This is a genomic window from Gammaproteobacteria bacterium (assembly GCA_016712635.1).
Classification (GTDB): Bacteria; Pseudomonadota; Gammaproteobacteria; order SZUA-140; family SZUA-140; genus JADJWH01.
This window is the reverse complement of record JADJQS010000007.1, coordinates 48,411-69,675: the sequence shown is the minus strand read 5'-3', so window position 1 is coordinate 69,675 and position 21,265 is coordinate 48,411. Positions and strand designations below refer to the sequence as shown.

The window sequence follows — 21,265 nt, the reverse complement described above, 5'->3', positions numbered from 1 at the left end:
GTCAGGGCGTCCGCATGTCGCCGTTCACGGCCGGGGCGCGGTGCTGGCGCCGGACCAGGCCGATCACCGCCGGGACGAGCACCGCGGCGAGCAGTCCGAGCGCGAGCAGCAGCGGCCACAGCAGCGGGCGGTTCCACTCGGCGCGCAGACGCTCGCGCAGCGCCGGGTCGATGCGCCGGTACTTGAGCAGGTTGTTCGCCATCAGATTGGGCTTGGTGGGCGACGACCACGCGTGGTACAGCGCGAAGCTCTTGGGATGGAAGCCCCAGATCCACGGCGCGTCCTCCCGCACGATATCCACCATGCGGTCGATCAGCTCCTGGCGCTGCGGCCCGTCGCTCATGGTCTTCATTTGCTCGAACAGGCGGTCGAACTCCGGGTTGGCGTAATTGGCGGCGTTCTCGCCGTTGTGGCGCACCTTGCCGTTCGGACCGTAGAGCAGGAACAGGAAATTCTCCGGGTCCGGATAGTCCGCATTCCAGCCCCACATGAAGATCTGAGCGCTGCCGTTGCGCATCTTGTCCTGGAACCGGTTGTAATCGGTGTTGCGTATCACCAGCTGTATATTGAGCTTCTCGAACTGCTTGCGGAACCACTCCAGGCGCGCCTTGTCCTCCGGACCGCCGGCGGTGATGTCCAGATTCAGCACCAGCGGGCGGCCGGTCTCGGCATCGACGCCGTCCCCATAGCCCGCCTCGCGCAGCAGGCGGCGCGCCTCATCAAGGGATTTGCGCCGGGCGGCGCCGTTGCTCCAGCCGTAGACGTAGGGATTGATGCCGGCCTCGCCCGCGGCGTGGCCGAAAATCCCCGGCGGTATCGGTCCCTGTGCGGCAATGCCGCGCCCGTTGGCGAAGATCGAGATGAACTCTTCATAGTCGAGCGCGATCGAGATCGCCTGGCGCAGCAGGCGCTGGCGCTCGCTGTAGCCTCCGATCACCGGATCGAGCATGTTGATGCCGGTGTAGAAGATCGACGTACCCACCGCCGTCTGCAGGCGGATGCCCTTCTCCTTCATGCGCTCGGTGAGCGTGGCCTCTCCGCCGGAGCCCATGCGCACCGCCTGGTCGAAGCTGTCGGAGGAAATGCCCGAGGTGTCGTAGTAGCCCTGCAGGAATTTGTTCCAGTAGGGGATGGTTTCCTTCTCCAGGCTGAAGACGACCTTGTCGATGAACGGCAGGCGCTGGCCCGCATCGCCGAGCAGCCCGGCCTCGCGATCGCCGGGGTCGCCCTCGAGCGGATAGTATTCCTCGTGGAAATTCGGGTTGCGCTCCAGCACCATCTGCCGGTTGGGATTGTTCACCGTCAACATGTAGGGGCCGGTGCCGACCGGGTACCAGTCGAGGGTCAGGTTCTTCTCCTCCATGCCGGGGGCGGAATGGAAGCGGTCGGCTTCGGGCGGGATGGGCGCGAAAAACGGCATCGCAAGCCAGTACAGCAGCTGCGGATACTTGCCTTTGACCTTGATGCGATACGTGTAGCGGTCGACCGCCTCGGCGCCCGCGAGCGGATAGCGCTCGAGATCGAGATAGACGGCCTCTCCCCCGGCGCGCGCGCCCAGGTCCGCGTAGGCCCTGGCGAGTTCCGCGGCGTATTCACGCAGCCCCACGATGTACTCGCCCATCAGGCCGAGGATCGGCGAGTGCACGCGCGGGTGCGCCAGGCGCTTGATCTGATAGACGTAGTCGGCGGCAACCAGTTCGCGCGTGCCGGTGCGGGCGAAGTCGCCCATGCTGTGGACATCTGCGAGATCGCGCGACGACAGGTCGCGGTAAACGGGGTTCCCGTCCTCGTCGCGCGCGAATGCAGGATGGGGCTGATACAGTATCCCGGGCCGGATGCGGATCTCGTACACGCTGTACGCAACCTCTGCGTCTGGCGCGTCGGCCGGCAGCGGGCGGCCTTCGCGGTCCAGGTATTGCGGCACCGGCACACCCTCCGCAGTAAGCGGGATCAGCGTGTAGGGCCGCTTCAGGTAATGGTATTGCAGCGGCGGCTCGTAGATCTGGCCGGTGAAGGTCACCTCGTTGGAACTGTAGGAGCGCGCCGGATCGAGATGCTTGGGGCGCTCCTCAAAGCTCGAATAGACGATGTTCGCGCCGGCGTCCGCCGCGGGATATGGATTATTCCAGGGCTGGCCGCCGCAGCCCGCGAGCGCGGCGGCCAGCAGCACGGCCGGCGCCCGCATCGCGCGGTGTGCGCGGTCGCCGCCTTCATTCGATGCTGCGCTGTTCATGCGTGTTCCGACGACTCCGTTCAAATCGGGCGCGACCGCCACAGCTCATGCGTAAATCAGGCAAAACTGCTATCATCGCCGCCAGCGATTCGTCGCGCGCGGCGGTTGGCGCGGGCGTGTCCGCGGATGCTATATTACACGACAATTCGGCATCGGCCGTCATCATCACGAATTTCACAACCACCGGGGTATCGCTATGGGATTTCTCCAGGGCAAGCGCGCATTGATCGTCGGGGTCGCGAGCAACCGCTCGATCGCGTGGGGCATCGCGCAGGCGATGCAGCGCGAGGGGGCGGAGCTGGCCTTCACCTATCAGAATGAAAAACTGCAGAGTCGCGTCGAGAATCTCGCCGCGGAAGTCGGATCCGACATCACCCTGCCCTGCGACGTCGCCAGCGACCAGGACATCGACACCGTGTTCGACCGCCTGGACGACTTCTGGGACCATCTCGACATCATCGTGCATTCGGTCGCCTATGCGCCGCGCGAGGAGCTGGAAGGTTCCTATCTCGACTCCGTCACGCGCGACGGATTCCGCACCGCGCATGAAATCAGCTCGTACAGCTTCGCCGCGCTGGCCAAGTCCGGCTGCCGCATGATGAAGGGACGCAGCGGTGCGCTGCTGACGCTGAGCTATCTCGGCGCCGTGCGCACGATCCCGAACTACAACGTGATGGGTCTCGCCAAGGCCAGCCTGGAGGCCAACGTGCGCTACATGGCGAGCAGCCTCGGACCGGACGGCATCCGCGTCAACGCCATCTCGGCCGGCCCGATCAAGACGCTGGCCGCCGCCGGCATCAGCAACTTCCGCCGCTTCCTCGATTATGCCGAGCAGAATTCGCCCCTGCGCCGCAACGTGACGATCGAGGAGGTGGGGAATGTCGGTGCGTTCCTGTGTTCCGACCTCGCCTCGGGCATGACCGGCGAGATCGTCTACGTGGACGCTGGGTACAACATCCAGGGGATGGCGCTGATCTGACCACTGCGGGGCCGGATCGGTGATTACGGTGACCGTGCGGGATGCGGCCGTCCGCCACCCGCTCCAGGGCAGCGGATGGGTGTGACGCCCGGACGGAGACCGGTCGCGCGTCCGCGTGAGGCGGCGGCGCGGCTGCCGGACTAGAGCCGGTCCTCGAACATCGAGACCTTGGCGCGCGCGCGCAGCGCGGCAAGCAGATCAGAGGCGGTCCGCTGCGCGTAGAGACGCTGCAACTCGCCACGCTGCGCGCGCCGCTCCGCATCCGTCACCGACTCAAGATTGCCGTCGACGACCTCATAGAGGGCGAGCACGGCAAAATCACCGCCGGCGAGCTGGACTCCGCCGAGCGTGGGACGATCCTGCGCGGGCCGCTCCATGGTGAACGCGGTGTCCAGCAGTTCAGCCGGGATTTCGGCGTCCTCCCGACCCATCAGCACCGGCGCCCGCCACACTGCGCCGAATTCCCTCGCGATCGCCTCGACGCCGTCGCCATTGTGCATGCGCTCGCGTATCGCCTTGCCCGCCTCTTCGGCGAGGCGCTGCGCCCCCTGGCGGATCAGTTCGAGACGGATACGGTCCGTCACCTCATCCAGCGGGCGATGTGTGGCCGGCTGCTTCTCGACGATGCGCAGCACCACCACGCGCCCGTCGCCGAACTGGATCGCCTCGCTGTTGTTGCCGCCGTCGATCACGTCCTCGCCGAAGGCCGCCAGGCGGAAATTTTCATTGGCAGCGACGCCGTCGCCCTGGTCGCGGGCGAACAGCCCGGTGGTCTGGATGGGGAGGCCGAGCTCCTCGGAGGCGAACTTCAGCGTGTCGGGATGCTCGTAGGTGAGGTTGGTCAGGTTTTCCGTCAGGTCGAACAGCTGCTCTTCGGCCTGCGTCCTGCGGTAGTCCTCCTCCAGACCGGCGCGCACCTCGCTGAAGGACCGCCTGGAGCCCGGGTTCACATCTTCCACCTCGATGATGTGCCAGCCGAACGGAGTGCGCACGGGCGCGCTGAGCTCGCCCTTCTTCATGGCGAACGCCGCTTCCTCGAACGGGCTGACCATCACGCCGCGGTCGAAGAAGCCGAGCTCGCCCCCGTCCTGGGCCGATCCCTTGTCGTCGGAAAATTCGCGCGCGAGCGCCGCAAACGATTCGCCGGCGGCAATGCGCGCCCGCAGGCCTTCCGCCCGCACACGCGCCTCATCGACGGCGTCCGCGCCGGCGGTTTCCGCCACCTTGATCAGGATATGCCGGGCGCGGCGCTGCTCGCCGACGGCGAAGCTGCCGGCCTGCTCCTCGTAGAGGCGACGCAGAATCTCCTCATCCACCTTGACCTGCTGCTTGAGGCTGTCGAGCGAAAGCTCGACATACGCTGCCTTGACGCGCTCCGGCAACGCGAAACGCTCGAGGTTGTCCTCGTAGTAGCCGCGAATCTCGGCGTCCGACGGCGCCACCCGGTCCAGGTAGTCCTCTGCCTTGACCAGGTAGTACCCGACCTTGCGCTGCTGTTCGCTCAGGCGCAGCCAGCGGTCCAGCTCGTGTTCGGTGACCAGCGCGCTGTCGGCCAGGCCCGCAGTCAACTGCGCCGTCAGCAGGTCGCGGCGCACACCGTCCTCGAACTGCTCCCGCGCCAGACCGGCACCGCGCAGCATCTGCGCATACAGCTCCGGATCGAACTTGCCGTCGCGGTGGAACTGGCTGATGGTGCGTATCTCGCTGCCCACGCGGTCGTCGCTGACGCGGAAACCCGCCTTGCCCGCCGCCTGTACCATAACCTCGGAACTCACCAGGCCGTCGAGCACGGCGCGCTTGATCGCCGCCTCGTTCTGCACAATGAAGTCGCTGCCCAGGATCTGCCGCCGCAGGCCGAGTTCTCGCTGGTACACCTGCTGGAACTCCTGGGCGGAGATGGGACGCTTCCCTACCCTGGCGACCGGCAGTTCGCTGCCGCCCTGAAAGTATTCGTTGACGCCCCACAGGGCGAAGGGGATGGTGACCAGGATGATGATGATCCAGGCGATGACGCCCTTGGCATGATCACGGATGAATTGAATCATGACGAGAGACTCTTCCAGATTTGGTTGGCGCGAGGGAATCCCGGCTCGGGTGCGAGTTCGGTTCGGGATGCTTGCGCGGGCTTATGACGATGATCACTCAAGGGCGCACCCTGTTTGTACCCGTTCAGGGGCACCCTTTCGCGATAACTGGCGGAGTGGACGGGACTCGAACCCGCGACCCCCTGCGTGACAGGCAGGTATTCTAACCGACTGAACTACCACTCCCAAAGATTGCATGGTGGGTGCTGAGGGGATCGAACCCCCGACATTCGCCTTGTAAGGGCGACGCTCTCCCAGCTGAGCTAAGCACCCCGAAAAGACCGCCTATCATATGGCATCCTCGGGTGCTTTACCAGCGTCCCGGCCGGCGCGAGCCGTGCGGAACAAAATGCCCGCCATTTATACCAACCGGCGTAAACCCCTGTCAAGCAAGGCGGTTAAACGCTGCGCGGTCCTGATAACAACAGCCCCCGGACCGGTGAACCGGCCGGGGGCTATCGAAGCGGCATCGCCGCCGCAACGGCTCAGTGCGGACGGATATGACCGCCGCGCTTGGCGCGCGTGGATTTCTTGCGCGGCACGAGCTCGGGCTCGGGTTCCTTCTCCACGATGGGCGACGGCATGTGCTGCAGCGCCGTCTGCCACACCTCGTCGATCCACTTGACCGTGCGGATGTCGAGATTCTGCTTGATGTTGCGCGGGATCTCGGCGAGGTCACGCTTGTTCTCCTCCGGGATCAGCACCACCTTGATGCCGCCACGGTGCGCGGCCAGCAGCTTCTCCTTCAGGCCGCCGATCGGCAGCACCTCGCCGCGCAGCGTGATCTCTCCGGTCATCGCCACCGCCGCGCGCACCGGAATGCCGGTCAGCGCGGACACCAGCGCGGTGCACATGCCGATGCCGGCGCTCGGGCCGTCCTTGGGTATGGCGCCCTCGGGAACGTGGATGTGGACGTCGTGCTTCTGGTAGAAATCCGGCTCCAGGCCGAGCATCGGGGCGCGGTTGCGCACCACGGTCATCGCCGCCTGCACCGATTCCTGCATCACGTCGCCGAGCTGGCCGGTGATGGTGAGCTTGCCCTTGCCCGTCACGACCGCGGACTCGATGGTCAGCAGCTCGCCGCCCACCTCGGTCCAGGCGAGGCCGGTGACCTGACCGACCTGGTCCTGCTCCTCGGCAAGGCCGAAACGGAAGCGCTTCACGCCGAGATACCTGGCCAGGTTGCGCGACTTGACCTCCGTCGCATCGCCGCCCTTCAGCAGGATCTCCTTCACCACCTTGCGGCAGATCTTGGAAACCTCGCGCTCCAGGTTGCGTACACCGGCCTCGCGCGTATAGAAGCGCACGATGTCGCGCACCGCACCCTCGTGGATGCTGAGCTCCTGCTCCTTAAGTCCGTTCGACTGGATCTGCTTGGGAATCAGGTAACGCTGCGCGATGTTGATCTTCTCGTCCTCGGTGTAACCCGACAGACGGATGACCTCCATGCGATCGAGCAGCGGGGCCGGGATGTTCATGCTGTTGGCCGTGCAGACGAACATCACGTCGGAGAGGTCGTAATCGACCTCCAGGTAATGGTCGTTGAAGGTATGGTTCTGCTCGGGGTCGAGCACCTCGAGCAGGGCCGCCGCGGGATCGCCGCGGAAGTCCATCGCCATCTTGTCGATCTCGTCGAGCAGGAACAGCGGGTTCTTGGTGCCGACCTTGGCCAGGTTCTGGACGATCTTGCCGGGCATGGAGCCGATGTAGGTGCGGCGGTGGCCACGGATCTCGGCCTCGTCGCGCACGCCGCCGAGCGACATGCGCACGAACTTGCGGTTGGTGGCGCGCGCGATGGAACGGCCGAGCGAGGTCTTGCCGACGCCGGGCGGGCCGACCAGGCACAGGATCGGACCCTTCACCTTCTCGATGCGCTGCTGCACGGCGAGGTACTCGAGGATGCGCTCCTTGACCTTCTCCAGGCCGTAGTGGTCCTGCTCCAGCACCGCCTCCGCCTGGGACAGGTCGCGGCAGATCTTGGTGCGCTTCTTCCACGGCACGCTCACCATCCAGTCGACGTAGTTGCGCACGACGGTGGCCTCCGCCGACATCGGCGACATCATCTTCAGCTTGTTGAGCTCGGCGTTGGCCTTTTTCTTGGCGTCCTTGGGCATGCCGGACTTCTCGATCTTGCGCGCGAGGTCCTCGATCTCGTTGGGCACGTCCTCGAGCTCGCCGAGCTCCTTCTGGATGGCCTTCATCTGCTCGTTCAGGTAATACTCGCGCTGGCTCTTCTCCATCTGGCGCTTGACGCGGCCGCGTACGCGCTTCTCGACCTGCAGCAGGTCGAGCTCGGATTCCATGATCGCCATCAGCTTCTCGAGGCGTTCGCGCACGTTGAGCAGCTCGAGCAGCGACTGGCGCTCGTCGACCTTGAGCGTCATGTGGGCGGCGATGGTGTCGGACAGGCGGCCGACGTCCTCGATGCTGGCGAGCGACGACAGCACCTCGGGGGGGATCTTGTTATTGAGCTTGACGTACTGGTCGAACTGGTTCAGCACGGAGCGGCCGAGCACCTCGGCCTCGCGCTCCGACACCAGGGTCGACTTCAGCAGCGCGATCTGGGCGATGAACTGCTTGTCGATCTCGATGTAGCGCACGGTCTGGGCGCGCTCGAGCCCCTCCACCAGCACCTTGACGGTGCCGTCCGGCAGCTTCAGCAGCTGCAGGATGGTGGCGATGGTGCCGACCTGGTAGATGTCGTCGGCCGAAGGGTCGTCCAGGGCGGCGCTCCGCTGGGCGACCAGCATGATCTGCTTGTTGCCCTCCATCGCGGTGTCGAGGGCCTGGATCGATTTCTCGCGGCCGACGAACAGCGGGATGACCATGTGGGGATATACGACCACGTCCCGCAGCGGCAGCACCGGCAGGATCTGCTGATCCGCCGGCAGGCGGTCCCGCGCGGTCGTAGTCTGCTCAGTGGATTCGGTAGGCTTGTCTTTCTCCGCCATGTAGCTGTCCTCGGTTGGACTGACCGCGCCCGGGGAGACGACATCCCTTTCCGGTAGCGCCGCGATCAGAGTGGATTCGATAGCCTGTATATGCGGCCGCGCGCCGCCGTATTCAATCGCATGGCCGCCGGCGGCGGCCATCTCGATGAAATATCAAGAATCTTTCCGGCTGAGCGAGGCCTGCTGTTCGCCGCCCTCGTAAATCAGGATCGGCTCGGACACCTCGTTGATCACGCCCTCGTCCACCACCACCTTGGCGACATTCTCCTGCGAGGGCAGCTCGTACATGGTCTCGAGCAGCACGTGCTCAAGGATGGAACGCAGGCCGCGCGCGCCGGTCTTCCGCTCCATCGCCTTGCGCGCGATCGCGGTCAGCGCCTCGGGGCGGAACTCCAGCTCGCAGGATTCCATCTCGAACAGCTTGTTGAACTGCTTGGTGATGGCGTTCTTGGGCTCGGTCAGGATGCGCACCAGGGCGTCCTCGTCCAGCTCGTCGAGTGTCGCGACCACAGGCAGGCGTCCGACGAACTCCGGGATCAGGCCGAACTTGATCAGGTCCTCCGGTTCGACGGAATGCAGCCACTCGCCGACGTTCTTGCGGTCCTCCTTGCTCTTGACCTCGGCGGAGAAGCCGATGCCGCCCTTCTCGGAGCGGTCGCGGATGACCTTTTCCAGGCCGGCAAAGGCGCCGCCGCAGATGAACAGGATGTTCGAGGTATTGACCTGCAGGAACTCCTGCTGCGGATGCTTGCGCCCGCCCTGCGGCGGTACGGAGGCGATGGTGCCCTCGATCAGCTTCAGCAGGGCCTGCTGCACGCCCTCGCCCGACACGTCGCGCGTGATCGACGGGTTGTCGGACTTGCGCGAGATCTTGTCGATCTCGTCGATGTAGACGATGCCCTGCTGCGCCTTCTCGACGTCGTAGTCGCACTTCTGCAGCAGCTTCTGGATGATGTTCTCGACGTCCTCGCCGACATAGCCGGCCTCGGTCAGCGTGGTCGCGTCGGCGATGGTGAACGGCACGTTCAGCAGGCGAGCCAGCGTCTGCGCCAGCAAGGTCTTGCCGCAGCCGGTCGGCCCGATCAGCAGGATGTTGCTTTTGGACAGCTCGACGTCGTCCTTCTTGACGCCGGCTTCCAGGCGCTTGTAATGGTTGTAGACGGCAACCGACAGGATCTTCTTGGCGCGGACCTGCCCGACCACATAGTCATCGAGGATGCGGTTGATCTCGCGCGGGATGGGCAGCTTGCTGCCCTTGATGGTGGAGGATTTCTCCTGCACCTCCTCGCGGATGATGTCGTTGCACAGCTCGACGCATTCGTCGCAGACGAATACCGACGGGCCGGCAATCAGTTTGCGGACTTCGTGCTGACTCTTGCCACAGAAGGAACAGTACAGGAGCTTGTCGCCGTCACTACCCTTGTTGTGCTTGTCGTCACTCATAGCCTACCCCGCTGGTCATGCACACTAGATACTTTATCCCGTCCCTCCGGCATCCGCGCCTGTTCCGCGCGTCCACCGTGCTGTTGCCGCATGCACCATTGCCGCGGGCGACGTCGTCGGCTCGCTCCGCTCAGGCCGCGGCCTGGCGGCTGCTCAAGACCTTGTCTATGAGACCGTACTCGACCGCCTCCGTTCCCGACATGAAGTAATCGCGGTCGGTGTCCACCCGGATACGGTCCATGGGCTGGCCGGTGTGCTTCGCCATGATGTCGTTCAGCCGGTCACGCACGCGCAGGATCTCGCGCGCATGGATGTCGATGTCCGTGGCCTGGCCCTGGAATCCGCCGAGCGGCTGGTGGATCATCATGCGGGAATGCGGCAGGCAGTAGCGCTTGCCCGCTGCGCCGCCGGCCAGCAGCAGCGCACCCATGCTCGCGGCCTGACCGATGCACATCGTGCTGACGTCGGGCTTGACGAACTGCATCGTGTCGTAGATCGACAGACCGGCGCTCACCGAACCGCCAGGGGAATTGATGTAGAAATGGATGTCCTTGTCAGGGTTCTCGGATTCGAGGAACAGGATCTGAGCCACCACGAGATTGGCAATATGGTCGTCGACCGGGCCGACCAGGAAGATCACCCTCTCTTTCAGCAGCCTGGAGTAGATGTCGTAGGCCCGCTCCCCGCGCGCCGACTGCTCAACCACCATCGGAATCAAATTCATGCTTGTCATTATGCTTTCCTATCTCCTTCAGCATATCGGTCGTGCGATATGGGCGCTTTAACGCCTGCATTTTACCCCTAAAACGGCGCCGGAGGCAGGCTTGACACGCAATTTAGCCGCCCGGCGTTCCTCCGCGCCGACCCGGCCCCCGGCCGGGACACCGGAAACAGACGGTCGTCAGAGGGTGCGCCGCTCCTTGAGCAGGGCGTCGAAGGTCGTTTTCTCCTCGGTGACCTGCGCCTGGCCCATGACCCAGTCTACGACCTGATCTTCCAGCACCAGCTGCTCAACGTTGGCAATCCGGTTGCGGTCCGCGTAATACCACTGGATGGCCTCATTCGGGTTCTCGTAGCTCGAGGCCAATGACTCCACCCGGGCGCGCACCTGCTGCGGTTCGGCCCTGAACAGCTGCGTCCTGACGATCTCGCTGATCAGCAGCCCGATCGCCACCCGCCGCCGCGCCTCGGTCTCGAACGAGGGGCGGTTGAGCTTGATCTCCGAGTCCGGCACGCCCTGGCCAAGCAGGGTCTGGCGCGCCTGTTCCATCATGATCTCGGCCTGCTGATCCACCTGCGCGCGCGGGGCCTCGATGGGATTGTTGTTCAGCAGCGCTTCCATGGCGCGGGCCTTGATCTTGGAGCGTATGACGTCCGTCATCTCATCCTGCATCGTGCGGCGCAGCTCCTGCCTGAAGGGCTCGAGGGTGCCGTCCTGGATGTCAAACGAACGCATGAATTCCTCATTGACCTCAGGCAGCCTGAATTCCGACACCGCCTCGACCTTGAGCTCGAAATGGGCAGTCCTGCCCGCCATCAGCCGGGCGGGGTAGTCGTCCGGAAAACGCAGATCCAGGGTCCGCGTATCCCCGCGGACCACGCCGATCATGGCGTCCTCCAGGTCCTTGAAGACGTAGGCGCCGATCACGATCTGCTTTTCCCGCTCACCCACGAACGGCTCGCCATCGATGTTGCCGCTCACCGTCACGCGATCGCCCGCCTGGGCCGGGCGCTCGACCGGAACGGCCTCGGCGCGCTGGCGGCGCAGGTTCTGCACCATATTGTCCACGTCCTGTTCGGTGATCTCGGCCGTCGGCCGCGCGATCGACACGCCGCTCAGCGGCGCGAGCTGAACCTTCTCCATCACCTCGAAGACCGCCTCGTATTCCAGGTCCTTGCCCGGCTCGACCACGCGCTGCTGAAAACGCGGGAAACCGGCGAGCTTGAGATTCTGCCGGTTCACGGCCTCATAGAAAGTGGTACGGGTGATGTCGTTGAGGACGTCACTGCGGACGCTCGGTCCATAGCGGTTCTCCATCACCTTGAACGGGACCTTGCCGGGCCGGAAGCCCTTCAGCTTCACCGTGCGCGACAGGTTCATCAACCGATTCTGGATCTCGCTCTCGATGCGCTCCGCGGGGACCGATACCGTCATCCGCCGCTCCAGGCCCTGCGTCGTCTCTACCGAAACCTGCATGACACAACCTCGTCGATTATGAAAATTATATGATTAATTCACACCCATTAAGGGGCAGCTTCGATCCGACCAGACCGCCGCCAAGGTTTGTCGCCCGTGAATCCCAGTATAAATCGGTATGGTCTGACAAATTTTCCCACAGACGACCCATGCGTGGAAAGGAGCGCCGGCAAAGGAGCTGCCGGCAACCCCGGGATCGACCTTCCTGCCAGGGACCGGATCCGGCACGGATCATCAGGTCAGCCGGTATTATACAAGGTCGGGAATACTGCGGGTGAGCAGGATGCTGCCGTCATGCGGCTGGGCTGAACGGTATGCCGGATCTGCAGGCGCAGCAGACTGCACGGTTGCGCAGCACGCCGCGTGACCCGCGCGCCCAGGATCAGGCCGCCTGCGGCGTTATACCGCGGGCGCCACGGCAGAAACCGCCTGACACAGACATGCGCCGGGGCGGGATGTCAGCGCGCCTGCCACCTTGAGGGAACCCGGCACCGGCTTCCCCGGCCCGAAACAGGCCGGAATCCGGCAGGCGCGCACCGGCCTCGATGCGCGGTAACCCGAGGCTGCCGGCCAGGCGATCATGCGGGAATCGGGAATATCGTTGCCCGTACTCGCCGATCGTGACACGCGCCACGCCATCCGCGATCCACGCCCCCTGGACGAACATCGCCCGCGTGTACCGCAATCACGGCATCAGCCACGTCACGAGGCGGATGGGTTCCAGCCTGTTTCATCCGCCCATGACATTCCAGCGCGGATACCGCTCAAAACCTGTAGCGGGCATTGGCACTGACCTGCAGGCGCACACCGTAGCCGCAGTCCGCCCCTTCATAGCGGCACCATGAAACATAGGTCTTGTCGGCCAGGTTCTTCGCGTCGATGCTGAAATCCCATGGCCCCGTTTCATAACCTACCATGGCGTCGTACAGGGTCACGGACGGCACCTCCGGCGAAGGGCCGCTGCCGAGATCAAAGCCCAGGGTATCACCGGTGTGGCGCACGCCGAGCCCCGCGCGGATGCCGCGGGGAAACTGATAGCTGATCCACGAGGACGCCAGCGTCTCCGCTACGAACGGCAGGCGCTCGCCGGTCTCTCCGTCCTCGGCGCTGAAATCGGTGAGATTCACCAGCATCTCCAGCCGCTCCCACTGCTTCCGCAGCTCGAGCTCCCAGCCCCTGATCACCGCGCCCGTCTGCGTGACACCCCCGGGCGTCAGGCCGTCGCTGACGCGGTTCTCCTGCTCGATGTCGAAATAGGCGAACATGACGGCCAGGGCCCGGTCGATCGACAGGTATTTCACGCCGGCCTCCACCTGCTCTCCGGTGGTCGGCTCGAGCGTGTTGCCGAATCCGTCATCGCCGTTCGGGACAAAGGATTCCGAGTAGCTGACGTAGGGGGAGGCCCCCGAATCGAATTTGTACATCAGTCCGAAGCGCCCCGTCGTCGCATCCGATTCATGCGTCTCGTCGGGGCCGCTGATGTTCAGCGTCGTATCCTCGGTCTCGTCGCGCCGCAACGACGCCGTGACGATCGTACGGCCGATGTCGACGTGATCGATCAGATAGAACCCGGTCTGTTTCAGGGCGCTGTCCGTCAGGTCCGCCGGCGTGAAACCGGTCGCGAGGTTGCCGTACACGGGATTGTAGAGGTTGATCGGGCCGCCATCACCGCTGAAGAAATTATCGCCGGTCCACTCCGCGTCCTGGTAATCGAGGCCGATGGCCAGATTGTGCCGCGTGGATCCGAGGGCGAGCTTCCCCTCCGCGCGGATATCGAAGCCGAACACCTCGGTCTCCCTGTCCACCGAATAGATCGTCCTTTGCGCCGTGCCGTCGTCCGCGGGCACGGTGGGAATGGCTATCCAGTGCTCGCGCGTCTCGGTGGCGGAATCGGTGGCACGCATGATGGAGGCGAATTTCCAGTCATCACTGATCCGGCGGTCGAATATCACCGTCAGATCCTGCCGCTCCTGGTCATAGCGGTCCCAGCCGGGTTCGCCCACGAAGGTATTGGTGGGTATCTGGCCCAGCGGCGCCGGGTCGATGGTCCCCTTGGACGGCAGGAACTGCGCGGAGACCTGCCCGTTGGTTTCCTGCAGATTCGCCAGCACGGTCAAGGTCGTCGCCTCGTCGGGGCGCCACGTGACGGCGGGCGATACCACGTAACCGTCATCGGCGACGTGATCGACCTGGGTGTCGCTCTCGCGGGCCAGGGCGATGAAGCGGTACAGGAACTTTCCTTCCTCGTCGATCGGCCCGGTGACATCCGTGGCCAGCTGCATGCGGTCATAGGACCCGAGCTGGGCCCACACCTCTCCCGTCGACTCCTCCTGCGGCATCTTCGATACGGCGTTGACGATCCCGCCGAGCTCGCTCTGCCCGTACAGGACCGACGAGGGGCCCTTCAGCACTTCTATGCTTTCCAGGGTATAGGTATTCGTGCGCACGCTGTTATAGAAACCGTAGATCGAACGCAGACCGTCCTGGTAACTGCTCGCGTCGAGGCCGCGCACCGACGTCCAGTCGCCGCGGGTATCGAAGCCGAACTGGCCCGCATACACCCCGGACGAATACAGCAGCGCATCCTGGATGTTTTTCGCACCGCTGTCGGCCATGAATTCCTCGTCCACGACCGTGATGGAGAACGGCGTTTCCACGACAGGCGCGTCGCTCTTGCTTCCCGCCGCCTTGCGGGCCGCGGTCTTTTCGATGTTCGCGCCGTCTTTCCGGGCGTCCGCCTCCACGGTCAGTTCATCGAGCATGACCTCATCGCCCTCCGCGGAAAAGACATGTTGCGCGAACAACAATGACACGGCGGCGGACATCGACAGGACGCCCGCCGACAGCCGGCTGCGCTGCACGCCTGTGAACGTATTGGATGATTGATAGCGTTGTAAATGCATGCACATCGAGATTCTCCCCCGTGTAATCCGGTTGATTAAGTCCGCCGCAGGGCGGCTGGACATGGAACTGCAGAGATCCCGGGTGGCACGCAGATGGAGTGGTCCGTGCCGTGCAGACACGGCGCGGAAACCATGGACGAATACGTCACTGAAACCTCCCTGACAGAGATGCCGAACCCGAATTCTCTATTGGCTGGCTGTCTCTGCCGGAGGCACGATTGGCTGGCTGTTCGTCCGCATCACATGAGGCGTGATGGCGGGACGCATTACTTGGTCAAGATCAATTTGCCCTTGCTTGTGATCCTCAAACGATACTCCGCACCCGCGTGCTCGATGATCAGCTCGGGCCTGCCGTCGAGCAGGACATCGATGGGAAGGCGATGGGGCGCGGAACTCGCCCCCGGCCGCCGCGCACCCGCGGGTCGTGTTGTCAGGTCCTGTGGCCCTTCGCCCATTCCCGTCATCCGAAACGAATGCTGCCCTGCTCTGTCGCCGCGGGACGGTGGCGAGTCGCATGTCCCCGACCGGCACCAGTTATCCGCACCGCGCCCATGACGAATGATAATTATTATTATTCCAATGTCAACAGGCATGACTGCCATTCATCAAACAAGACGGCCATGCGTGAACCGCCAGACATCGGACTGCGCAGCAGGGCGCCTGGCGCCGGGGCGGCGGCAACCGGCCACGAACGTCATATATAAGGGAATACCGGGCGGGTGAACGCCGATTGAAAAAACCCGCTCTCGCGGGTTCTCTGGGCTTGCCGGACTGAATGAAACCACCATGATGGTGGGCCGTGTTGGGATCGAACCAACGACCCGCTGATTAAGAGTCAGCTGCTCTACCAACTGAGCTAACGGCCCTGATGCAACAACAAGCAGAAACTTTACGGCTTCCCGCGCGCCAGTGTCTCGCGCTGCGAGAAAGTGGGGTGAACGATGGGGATCGAACCCACGACAACCGGAATCACAATCCGGGGCTCTACCAACTGAGCTACGTCCACCATAATTCTCCGCGGCAGCACATTCACGCGACGCAAAAAATGGCGCGCCCGGCAGGACTCGAACCTGCTACCCTCGGCTTAGAAGGCCGATGCTCTGTCCAGATGAGCTACGGGCGCAGGCTGAGGCGCTACTCCCGAATCTGTCCGCACGACCCGATTGGCAGCCGACGCAACTGATGGTCGGGGTAGAGGGATTCGAACCCCCGACATCCAGCTCCCAAAGCTGGCGCGCTACCAGACTGCGCTATACCCCGCACCGGGCTGAGCATAACGGGGTCACCCGTCCGCCGCAAGGATGGGGATGATACGCCGTGGCGACCCGGTGCGTCAAACCTCCACCGCCCTGCGCGTCCGGACCGCGCTAGTGCCCGGCCGTTGCCAGCGTGCGCCAGGCGACCAGCAGGGCCGCCGCGCTTGTCGCCGCCGCGACCGCGAACGCCGCCGTCGCCCCGCCTCCCGCCGCGCCCCACAGGTAACCCGCGTAAAGGCTCCCCACCGCCCCGCCCGCACCGAAGCTCAGGCTGCTGTAGAGCGCCTGGCCGCGGCCCTGGTGGCGGCCGGTGAAGAATTTGTGGATCAGCGTGATGGCGACCGCATGATAGACGCCGAAACTGGCCGCGTGCAGCATCTGCGCGAAGACCAGCACCGCGAGGCTGTCGACGAAGTACGCGATCAGCAGCCAGCGCAGCGTGGTCAGCGCGAGGCTCGCCAGCAGCAGGCGGCGCGCCCCGAAACGCGGCAGCCAGCGGTGCATCAGCAGGAAGACCGCGATCTCGGCGATCACGCCGAGCGCCCACAACTGGCCGATCAGCCAGCGCGCGTAGCCGTGCTCCTCGAGATAGATGGAATAGAAGCTGTAGTACGGTCCATGGCTCGCCTGCATCAGGAAACACACCAGCAGCAGGGTCGCCACCTGCGGGCGGCGCAGCACTTCCCACAGGCGCACGCGCTCATGGTGCACCGGCGCGGCGCCCTGATCAGGCACCAGCAGGGTGGAGACCCAGATCGCGCCATACAGCACGACCAGCACCCACGGCAGCAGGCCCGCGTCGTAGCGTCCGAGCAGCGGGCCCAGGACGGCCACCGCCGCGATGAATCCGATCGAGCCCCACAGCCGGATGCTGCTGTAGCGATGCGCGTCCGCGCCGAGCCGGCTCATGGTGACCGCCTCGAACTGCGGCAGCGCGGCGTTCCAGAAGAAGCTGAACAGGATCATCACGCCCGCCAGCCACCAGTAGCTCTTCCCGAAGAACACGCCGCAGAAGGCGATGACCGCCAGCAGCGAGGCGACGCGCACCACCGCCATGCGCCGGCCGGTGTGGTCGGCGATCCAGCCCCACACGTTGGGCGCGACGATCTTGGTCGCCATCAGCAGCGCGATCAGCTCGCCGATGGCCCCGGAGGAGAACCCGAGCGACTTGAGGTACAGGCCCCAGTACGGCAGCAGCGCACCGAGGGCGGCGAAATAGAACAGGTAGAAACCGGACAGGCGGAAGTACATTACCAGGTGAGGCGTGAAGCGTCAGGCGTGAGGCGGAAAACCGCCCCGGGATCTTTTCTCCTCACACTTCACGCCTCACACCTCACCCTTTGATCGCCGATGCGGGAACGACCGGCGTCCCGGACTGCACGTCGATGTTCTGCGCGCGATGCCGCAGCAGGTGGTCCATCAGCACGATGGCGACCATGGCCTCTGCGATCGGCGTGGCGCGGATGCCGACGCAGGGATCGTGGCGGCCCTTGGTCTCGATCTCGACCGCCTCGCCGCGGACATTGACGGTGCGGCCCGGCAGCCGGATGCTGGAGGTGGGCTTGAGCGCGATGCTCGCGAGGATGTCCTGCCCGCTCGAGATGCCGCCGAGGATGCCGCCGGCGTTGTTGCCGAGGAAGCCCGCCGGGGTGATCTCGTCGCGGTGCTCGGTGCCGCGCTGCTCGACGCTGGCGAAGCCGGCGCCGATCTCGACGCCCTTCACCGCGTTGATGCCCATCAGGGCGTGCGCGAGGTCGGCGTCGAGGCGGTCGAACACCGGCTCGCCGAGGCCCGGCATCATCCCGCCCGCCACCACATTGATGCGCGCGCCGACCGAATCGCCGGACTTGCGCAGCGCGTCCATGAAGGCCTCCATCTCGGCGACCTTGCCCGCATCCGGGCAGAAGAACGGGTTGCGCTCCACCTCGTCCCAGTCGAAACGGTCCGGGCGGATCGGCCCGAGCTGCGCCAGGTAGCCGCGGATCACGATGTCGTGGCGCGTGTTCAGGTATTTCTTCGCGATCGCGCCCGCGGCGACCCGCATCGCGGTCTCGCGCGCCGAGGAGCGCCCGCCGCCGCGGTAGTCGCGGAAGCCGTATTTCTGCTGGTAGGTGTAATCCGCGTGGCCCGGGCGGAAGCGGTCCATGATCTCGGAGTAATCCTTCGACTTCTGGTCCATGTTCCGGATCAGCAGGCCGATCGGCGTGCCGGTGGTGCGGCCCTCGAACACGCCGGACAGGATCTGCACCGCGTCATCCTCGCGCCGCTGGGTGACGTGGCGCGACTGGCCCGGCTTGCGCCGGTCGAGGTCGTGCTGCAGGTCCTGCTCCGACAGCTCCATCCCCGGCGGGCAACCGTCGACGATGCAGCCGAGCGCGGGGCCGTGGCTCTCGCCGAAGGTGGTGACGGTGAACAGCTTGCCGATGGAGTTGCCGGACATGCGCGCTATTGTAGCGGGTAATCCGGGCGCCGTCTTGCCCTGCGCGGCGGCTCAGATCACCTTGGAATAGCGCCGCTCGCCGCTGCCGCGCAGGTAGCGGTCGAACACCATGCAGACGTTGCGGATCAGCAGGTGCCCGACCGGATGCACGGTGATGACGTCCGCGCCGATGTCGAGCAGGCCGTCGGCCTGCATCGCCGCGAGGTCGCGCAGCTCGGCGGCGAAATAACCGGCGAAGTCGATGGCGAATTCGCGCTCGATCGCGCGCATGTCGAGCTCGAAGTGGCAGATCAGGCGGGTGATCACCTCGCGCCGCAGGCGGTCGTCGGCGTCGAGGCGGATGCCGCGGTAGACCGGCAGCCGGCCCTCCGCCAGCAGGCGCTGGTACTCGTCCAGCTCCTTGACGTTCTGGGCATAGCAGTCGCCGACCATGCCGATGGAGGTGACGCCGAGCCCGACCAGGTCGCAGTCGGCGTGGGTGGAATAGCCCTGGAAATTGCGGTACAGCGTGCGCTCGCGCTGCGCCACCGCGAGTTCGTCGTCCGGCCGCGCGAAGTGGTCCATGCCGATGTAGACATAGCCCGCCGCGGTCAGGCGGTCGATGGTCGCGTGCAGGATGGCGAGCTTCTCCGCCGGCTGCGGCAGGTCCTCGGCCCGGATGCGCCGCTGCGGCGCGAAGCGTTCGGGCAGGTGCGCGTAGTTGAACACCGACAGCCGGTCCGGACCGGCGGCGATGACCTTGTCCAGCGTAGCCATGAAACCCTGCCGGTTCTGGAACGGCAGGCCGTAGATCAGGTCGATGCTGACCGAATGGAAGCCGGCGGCGCGGGCCTGGTCAAGCACGGCGAAGGTCTCCGCCTCGCCCTGCAGGCGGTTGACGGCGCGCTGCACGACCGTGTCGAAATCCTGCACGCCCATGCTCATGCGGTTGAAGCCCAGCTCGCGCAGCAGGCGGATGGTGTCGGTCTTCACTTCACGCGGGTCGATCTCGATGGAATACTCGCCGCTGTCGTCGTCACGCAGCGTGAAATGCTCGCGCGTCGCCTGCATCAGCGCGCGCATCTGCTCGTGGCTGATGAAGGTCGGCGTGCCGCCGCCCCAGTGCAGCTGGTCGACGGTGCGCGAACGGTCGAACAGCCCGGCCTGCAGGGCGATCTCGCGGTGCAGCGCCTCCAGGTACGGCACGGCATGCGCGCGGTTCTTGGTCGCGATCTTGTTGCACGCGCAGTAGAAGCACAGCGTGTCGCAGAACGGAATGTGGAAATACAGCGACAGCGGCCGCAGCGCGGGCTCATCATGGGTGGCGGCGGCGCAGGCGCGGTAATCGTCGGCGGTGAACCCGGCATGGAAGCGGTCCGCCGTCGGATAGGAGGTATAGCGCGGCCCGCTCTTGTCGTAGCGCCGTATCAGCCCGTCGTCGATGGACAGCGATTGATCCATGCCATTCCCCCAGTGGATGAATGGCCATTATACGCGACCGACAGGACGGGCGAAATCCGCTCAGAGCCCCCGGCGCAGGCCGCGCCCCTTCTCGACGTCGACGAAATAGAGCAGCATCGCCCCCAGCACGAACAGCACCAGCAGGGCCAGCACCGAAAAGCGCGCGCTGCCGGTCAGCAGCGCGACCCAGCCCATCATGACCGGGCCGATGACGGCGGCGAATTTGCCCAGCATGTTGTAGAAACCGAAGAACTCGGCGGTCTTGTCCGGCGGAATCAGGCGCGCGTACAGCGCCCGGCTGAGCGACTGGATGCCGCCCTGCACCAGCCCGATCACCACCGCGATCTGGTAGAACCCGGCGACCGAGTCGATGAACGCGGCCCACACCGTCACCACCATGTAGACGGCGATCGCGATGAAGATGCCGGTCTTGGTGCCGAAGCGCTCGCCGATGCGGCCGAAGACGATCGCCGCCGGAAAGCCGATGAACTGGGTGATCAGCAGCGCGGTGATCAGGTCGTTGGAGCTGAAACCGAGCGAGAGCCCGTAATCCACCGCCATGCGGATGATGGTGTCGACGCCGTCGATGTAGAGCCAGTAGGCGGCGAGGAACAGCATGACCACGCGCATCTGGCGCAGGTGATGGAAGGTATCGACGAGCTGGCGCAGGCCGGCGCGCACCGCCGCGCCCAGCGAGCTGGCCGCGGGCGGAGCCTCGCGCACGAACAGCAGCACCGGCAGCGAGAACACCATCCACCACACCGCCACCGCGAGGAAGGAAAGCCGCACCACCTGCGAGGCGTCGTCGAAGCCGAAGCGCTGCGGAAACACCGCCATCGCGACCAGCACGGCGAACAGCAGGCCGCCGCCGAGGTAGCCGAGGGCATAACCCCAGGCCGACACGCGGTCGAAGCGGTCTTCCGAGGCGACCTCGACGATGAGGGAGTCGTAGAACAGGTTGCCGCCCATGAATCCCAGCGTCGCGACGACGTAGAAGGCGACGGCGACGAGGTATTCCCCCTGCGCGACCAGGTACAGCGAGGCCGTTGCGCTCACGCCCAGCACGGTGAAGAACAGCAGCAGGCGCTTGCGCGCCCCGGCCCGGTCCGCGATCGCGCCCAGCAGCGGCGCGCACAGCGCGATCAGCACGCTCGCGAGCGAATTGGCGACACCGAGCGCGAAGGTGCTCTCCCCCGTCGTGAGGCCGGCAGCCCAGTACTGCTTGAAAAATACCGGGAAGAAACCCGCCATCACCACCGTGGCATAGGCGGAGTTCGCCCAGTCATAGAAGGCCCAGGAGAGTACCTTGCGGTCCATAGCCATGATTTTCCCTTCCATT

14 protein-coding genes and 6 tRNA genes are annotated in these 21,265 nt (G+C 65.1%); 1 reads left to right on the top strand and 19 read right to left on the bottom strand.

All coding sequences use genetic code 11. The features are described 5' to 3' along the window. Position 1: 1 nt before the first annotated feature. Positions 2-2,185, bottom strand: coding sequence for an ABC transporter substrate-binding protein (locus tag IPK65_09990; GenBank protein MBK8163447.1), 2,184 nt, complete (start codon positions 2,183-2,185; stop codon positions 2-4). A 244-nt stretch (positions 2,186-2,429) separates the two neighbouring features. On the opposite strand from IPK65_09990, the gene IPK65_09985 reads away from it, so the two are divergent. Then, positions 2,430-3,212: an enoyl-ACP reductase gene (locus tag IPK65_09985; GenBank protein ID MBK8163446.1), complete on the top strand. Its 783-nt coding sequence runs from the start codon at positions 2,430-2,432 to the stop codon at positions 3,210-3,212. A gap of 140 nt (positions 3,213-3,352) precedes the next feature. On the opposite strand, the gene IPK65_09980 is transcribed toward IPK65_09985, so the two are convergent. From IPK65_09980 to IPK65_09895, 18 genes are all read right to left on the bottom strand, one after another. Next, a complete protein-coding gene (locus IPK65_09980) occupies positions 3,353-5,257 on the bottom strand; it encodes a SurA N-terminal domain-containing protein (GenBank protein ID MBK8163445.1) in 1,905 nt (634 codons plus the stop codon). A gap of 148 nt (positions 5,258-5,405) precedes the next feature. Further along, positions 5,406-5,482 (bottom strand) — tRNA-Asp (locus IPK65_09975). An 11-nt stretch (positions 5,483-5,493) separates the two neighbouring features. Continuing rightward, positions 5,494-5,569: transfer RNA gene (locus tag IPK65_09970), tRNA-Val, on the bottom strand. Positions 5,570-5,781: 212 nt separating this feature from the next. Further along, a complete protein-coding gene (lon, locus tag IPK65_09965; GenBank protein MBK8163444.1) occupies positions 5,782-8,247 on the bottom strand; it encodes an endopeptidase La in 2,466 nt (821 codons plus the stop codon). A gap of 153 nt (positions 8,248-8,400) precedes the next feature. Then, positions 8,401-9,690 (bottom strand): ATP-dependent Clp protease ATP-binding subunit ClpX, encoded by a 1,290-nt coding sequence (clpX, locus tag IPK65_09960; GenBank protein ID MBK8163443.1) that lies wholly within the window; start codon positions 9,688-9,690, stop codon positions 8,401-8,403. 130 nt (positions 9,691-9,820) lie between these two features. Next, positions 9,821-10,426 (bottom strand): ATP-dependent Clp endopeptidase proteolytic subunit ClpP, encoded by a 606-nt coding sequence (clpP, locus tag IPK65_09955; protein ID MBK8163442.1) that lies wholly within the window; start codon positions 10,424-10,426, stop codon positions 9,821-9,823. A 165-nt stretch (positions 10,427-10,591) separates the two neighbouring features. Further along, positions 10,592-11,887, bottom strand: coding sequence for a trigger factor (locus tag IPK65_09950; GenBank protein ID MBK8163441.1), 1,296 nt, complete (start codon positions 11,885-11,887; stop codon positions 10,592-10,594). Between the two features lie 382 nt (positions 11,888-12,269). Further along, positions 12,270-12,572 (bottom strand): hypothetical protein, encoded by a 303-nt coding sequence (locus tag IPK65_09945; GenBank protein ID MBK8163440.1) that lies wholly within the window; start codon positions 12,570-12,572, stop codon positions 12,270-12,272. Positions 12,573-12,651: 79 nt separating this feature from the next. Next, entirely contained in the window at positions 12,652-14,790 is a 2,139-nt protein-coding gene (locus IPK65_09940) for a TonB-dependent siderophore receptor (GenBank protein MBK8163439.1), read from the bottom strand. A gap of 266 nt (positions 14,791-15,056) precedes the next feature. After that, positions 15,057-15,245 (bottom strand): hemin uptake protein HemP, encoded by a 189-nt coding sequence (locus IPK65_09935; GenBank protein MBK8163438.1) that lies wholly within the window; start codon positions 15,243-15,245, stop codon positions 15,057-15,059. A gap of 335 nt (positions 15,246-15,580) precedes the next feature. Then, a tRNA-Lys gene (locus tag IPK65_09930) sits at positions 15,581-15,656 on the bottom strand. Positions 15,657-15,720: 64 nt separating this feature from the next. After that, a tRNA-His gene (locus tag IPK65_09925) sits at positions 15,721-15,796 on the bottom strand. A 40-nt stretch (positions 15,797-15,836) separates the two neighbouring features. Further along, positions 15,837-15,913 (bottom strand) — tRNA-Arg (locus tag IPK65_09920). A 60-nt stretch (positions 15,914-15,973) separates the two neighbouring features. Next, positions 15,974-16,050: transfer RNA gene (locus IPK65_09915), tRNA-Pro, on the bottom strand. A gap of 107 nt (positions 16,051-16,157) precedes the next feature. Continuing rightward, complete coding sequence (locus IPK65_09910) at positions 16,158-17,297, bottom strand: MFS transporter (protein ID MBK8163437.1); 1,140 nt, start codon at positions 17,295-17,297, stop codon at positions 16,158-16,160. Positions 17,298-17,379: 82 nt separating this feature from the next. Beyond that, a complete protein-coding gene (gene aroC / locus IPK65_09905; GenBank protein ID MBK8163436.1) occupies positions 17,380-18,486 on the bottom strand; it encodes a chorismate synthase in 1,107 nt (368 codons plus the stop codon). Positions 18,487-18,537: 51 nt separating this feature from the next. Next, positions 18,538-19,926, bottom strand: a complete 1,389-nt coding sequence (gene hemN, locus IPK65_09900) for an oxygen-independent coproporphyrinogen III oxidase (protein ID MBK8163435.1) — start codon at positions 19,924-19,926, stop codon at positions 18,538-18,540. Between the two features lie 60 nt (positions 19,927-19,986). After that, a complete protein-coding gene (locus IPK65_09895; GenBank protein ID MBK8163434.1) occupies positions 19,987-21,249 on the bottom strand; it encodes an MFS transporter in 1,263 nt (420 codons plus the stop codon). Between the last annotated feature and the right edge of the window lie 16 nt (positions 21,250-21,265).

Coding starts and splice junctions, on each gene's coding strand:
- IPK65_09935 (MBK8163438.1), bottom strand. CDS start 15,245: ATGGGCGAAGGGCCACAGGACCTGACAACACGACCCGCGGGTGCGCGG.
- IPK65_09985 (MBK8163446.1), top strand. CDS start 2,430: ATGGGATTTCTCCAGGGCAAGCGCGCATTGATCGTCGGGGTCGCGAGC.
- IPK65_09950 (MBK8163441.1), bottom strand. CDS start 11,887: ATGCAGGTTTCGGTAGAGACGACGCAGGGCCTGGAGCGGCGGATGACG.
- IPK65_09895 (MBK8163434.1), bottom strand. CDS start 21,249: ATGGCTATGGACCGCAAGGTACTCTCCTGGGCCTTCTATGACTGGGCG.
- IPK65_09980 (MBK8163445.1), bottom strand. CDS start 5,257: ATGATTCAATTCATCCGTGATCATGCCAAGGGCGTCATCGCCTGGATC.
- clpX (MBK8163443.1), bottom strand. CDS start 9,690: ATGAGTGACGACAAGCACAACAAGGGTAGTGACGGCGACAAGCTCCTG.
- lon (MBK8163444.1), bottom strand. CDS start 8,247: ATGGCGGAGAAAGACAAGCCTACCGAATCCACTGAGCAGACTACGACC.
- aroC (MBK8163436.1), bottom strand. CDS start 18,486: ATGTCCGGCAACTCCATCGGCAAGCTGTTCACCGTCACCACCTTCGGC.
- IPK65_09910 (MBK8163437.1), bottom strand. CDS start 17,297: ATGTACTTCCGCCTGTCCGGTTTCTACCTGTTCTATTTCGCCGCCCTC.
- hemN (MBK8163435.1), bottom strand. CDS start 19,926: ATGGATCAATCGCTGTCCATCGACGACGGGCTGATACGGCGCTACGAC.
- IPK65_09990 (MBK8163447.1), bottom strand. CDS start 2,185: ATGCGGGCGCCGGCCGTGCTGCTGGCCGCCGCGCTCGCGGGCTGCGGC.
- IPK65_09940 (MBK8163439.1), bottom strand. CDS start 14,790: ATGCATTTACAACGCTATCAATCATCCAATACGTTCACAGGCGTGCAG.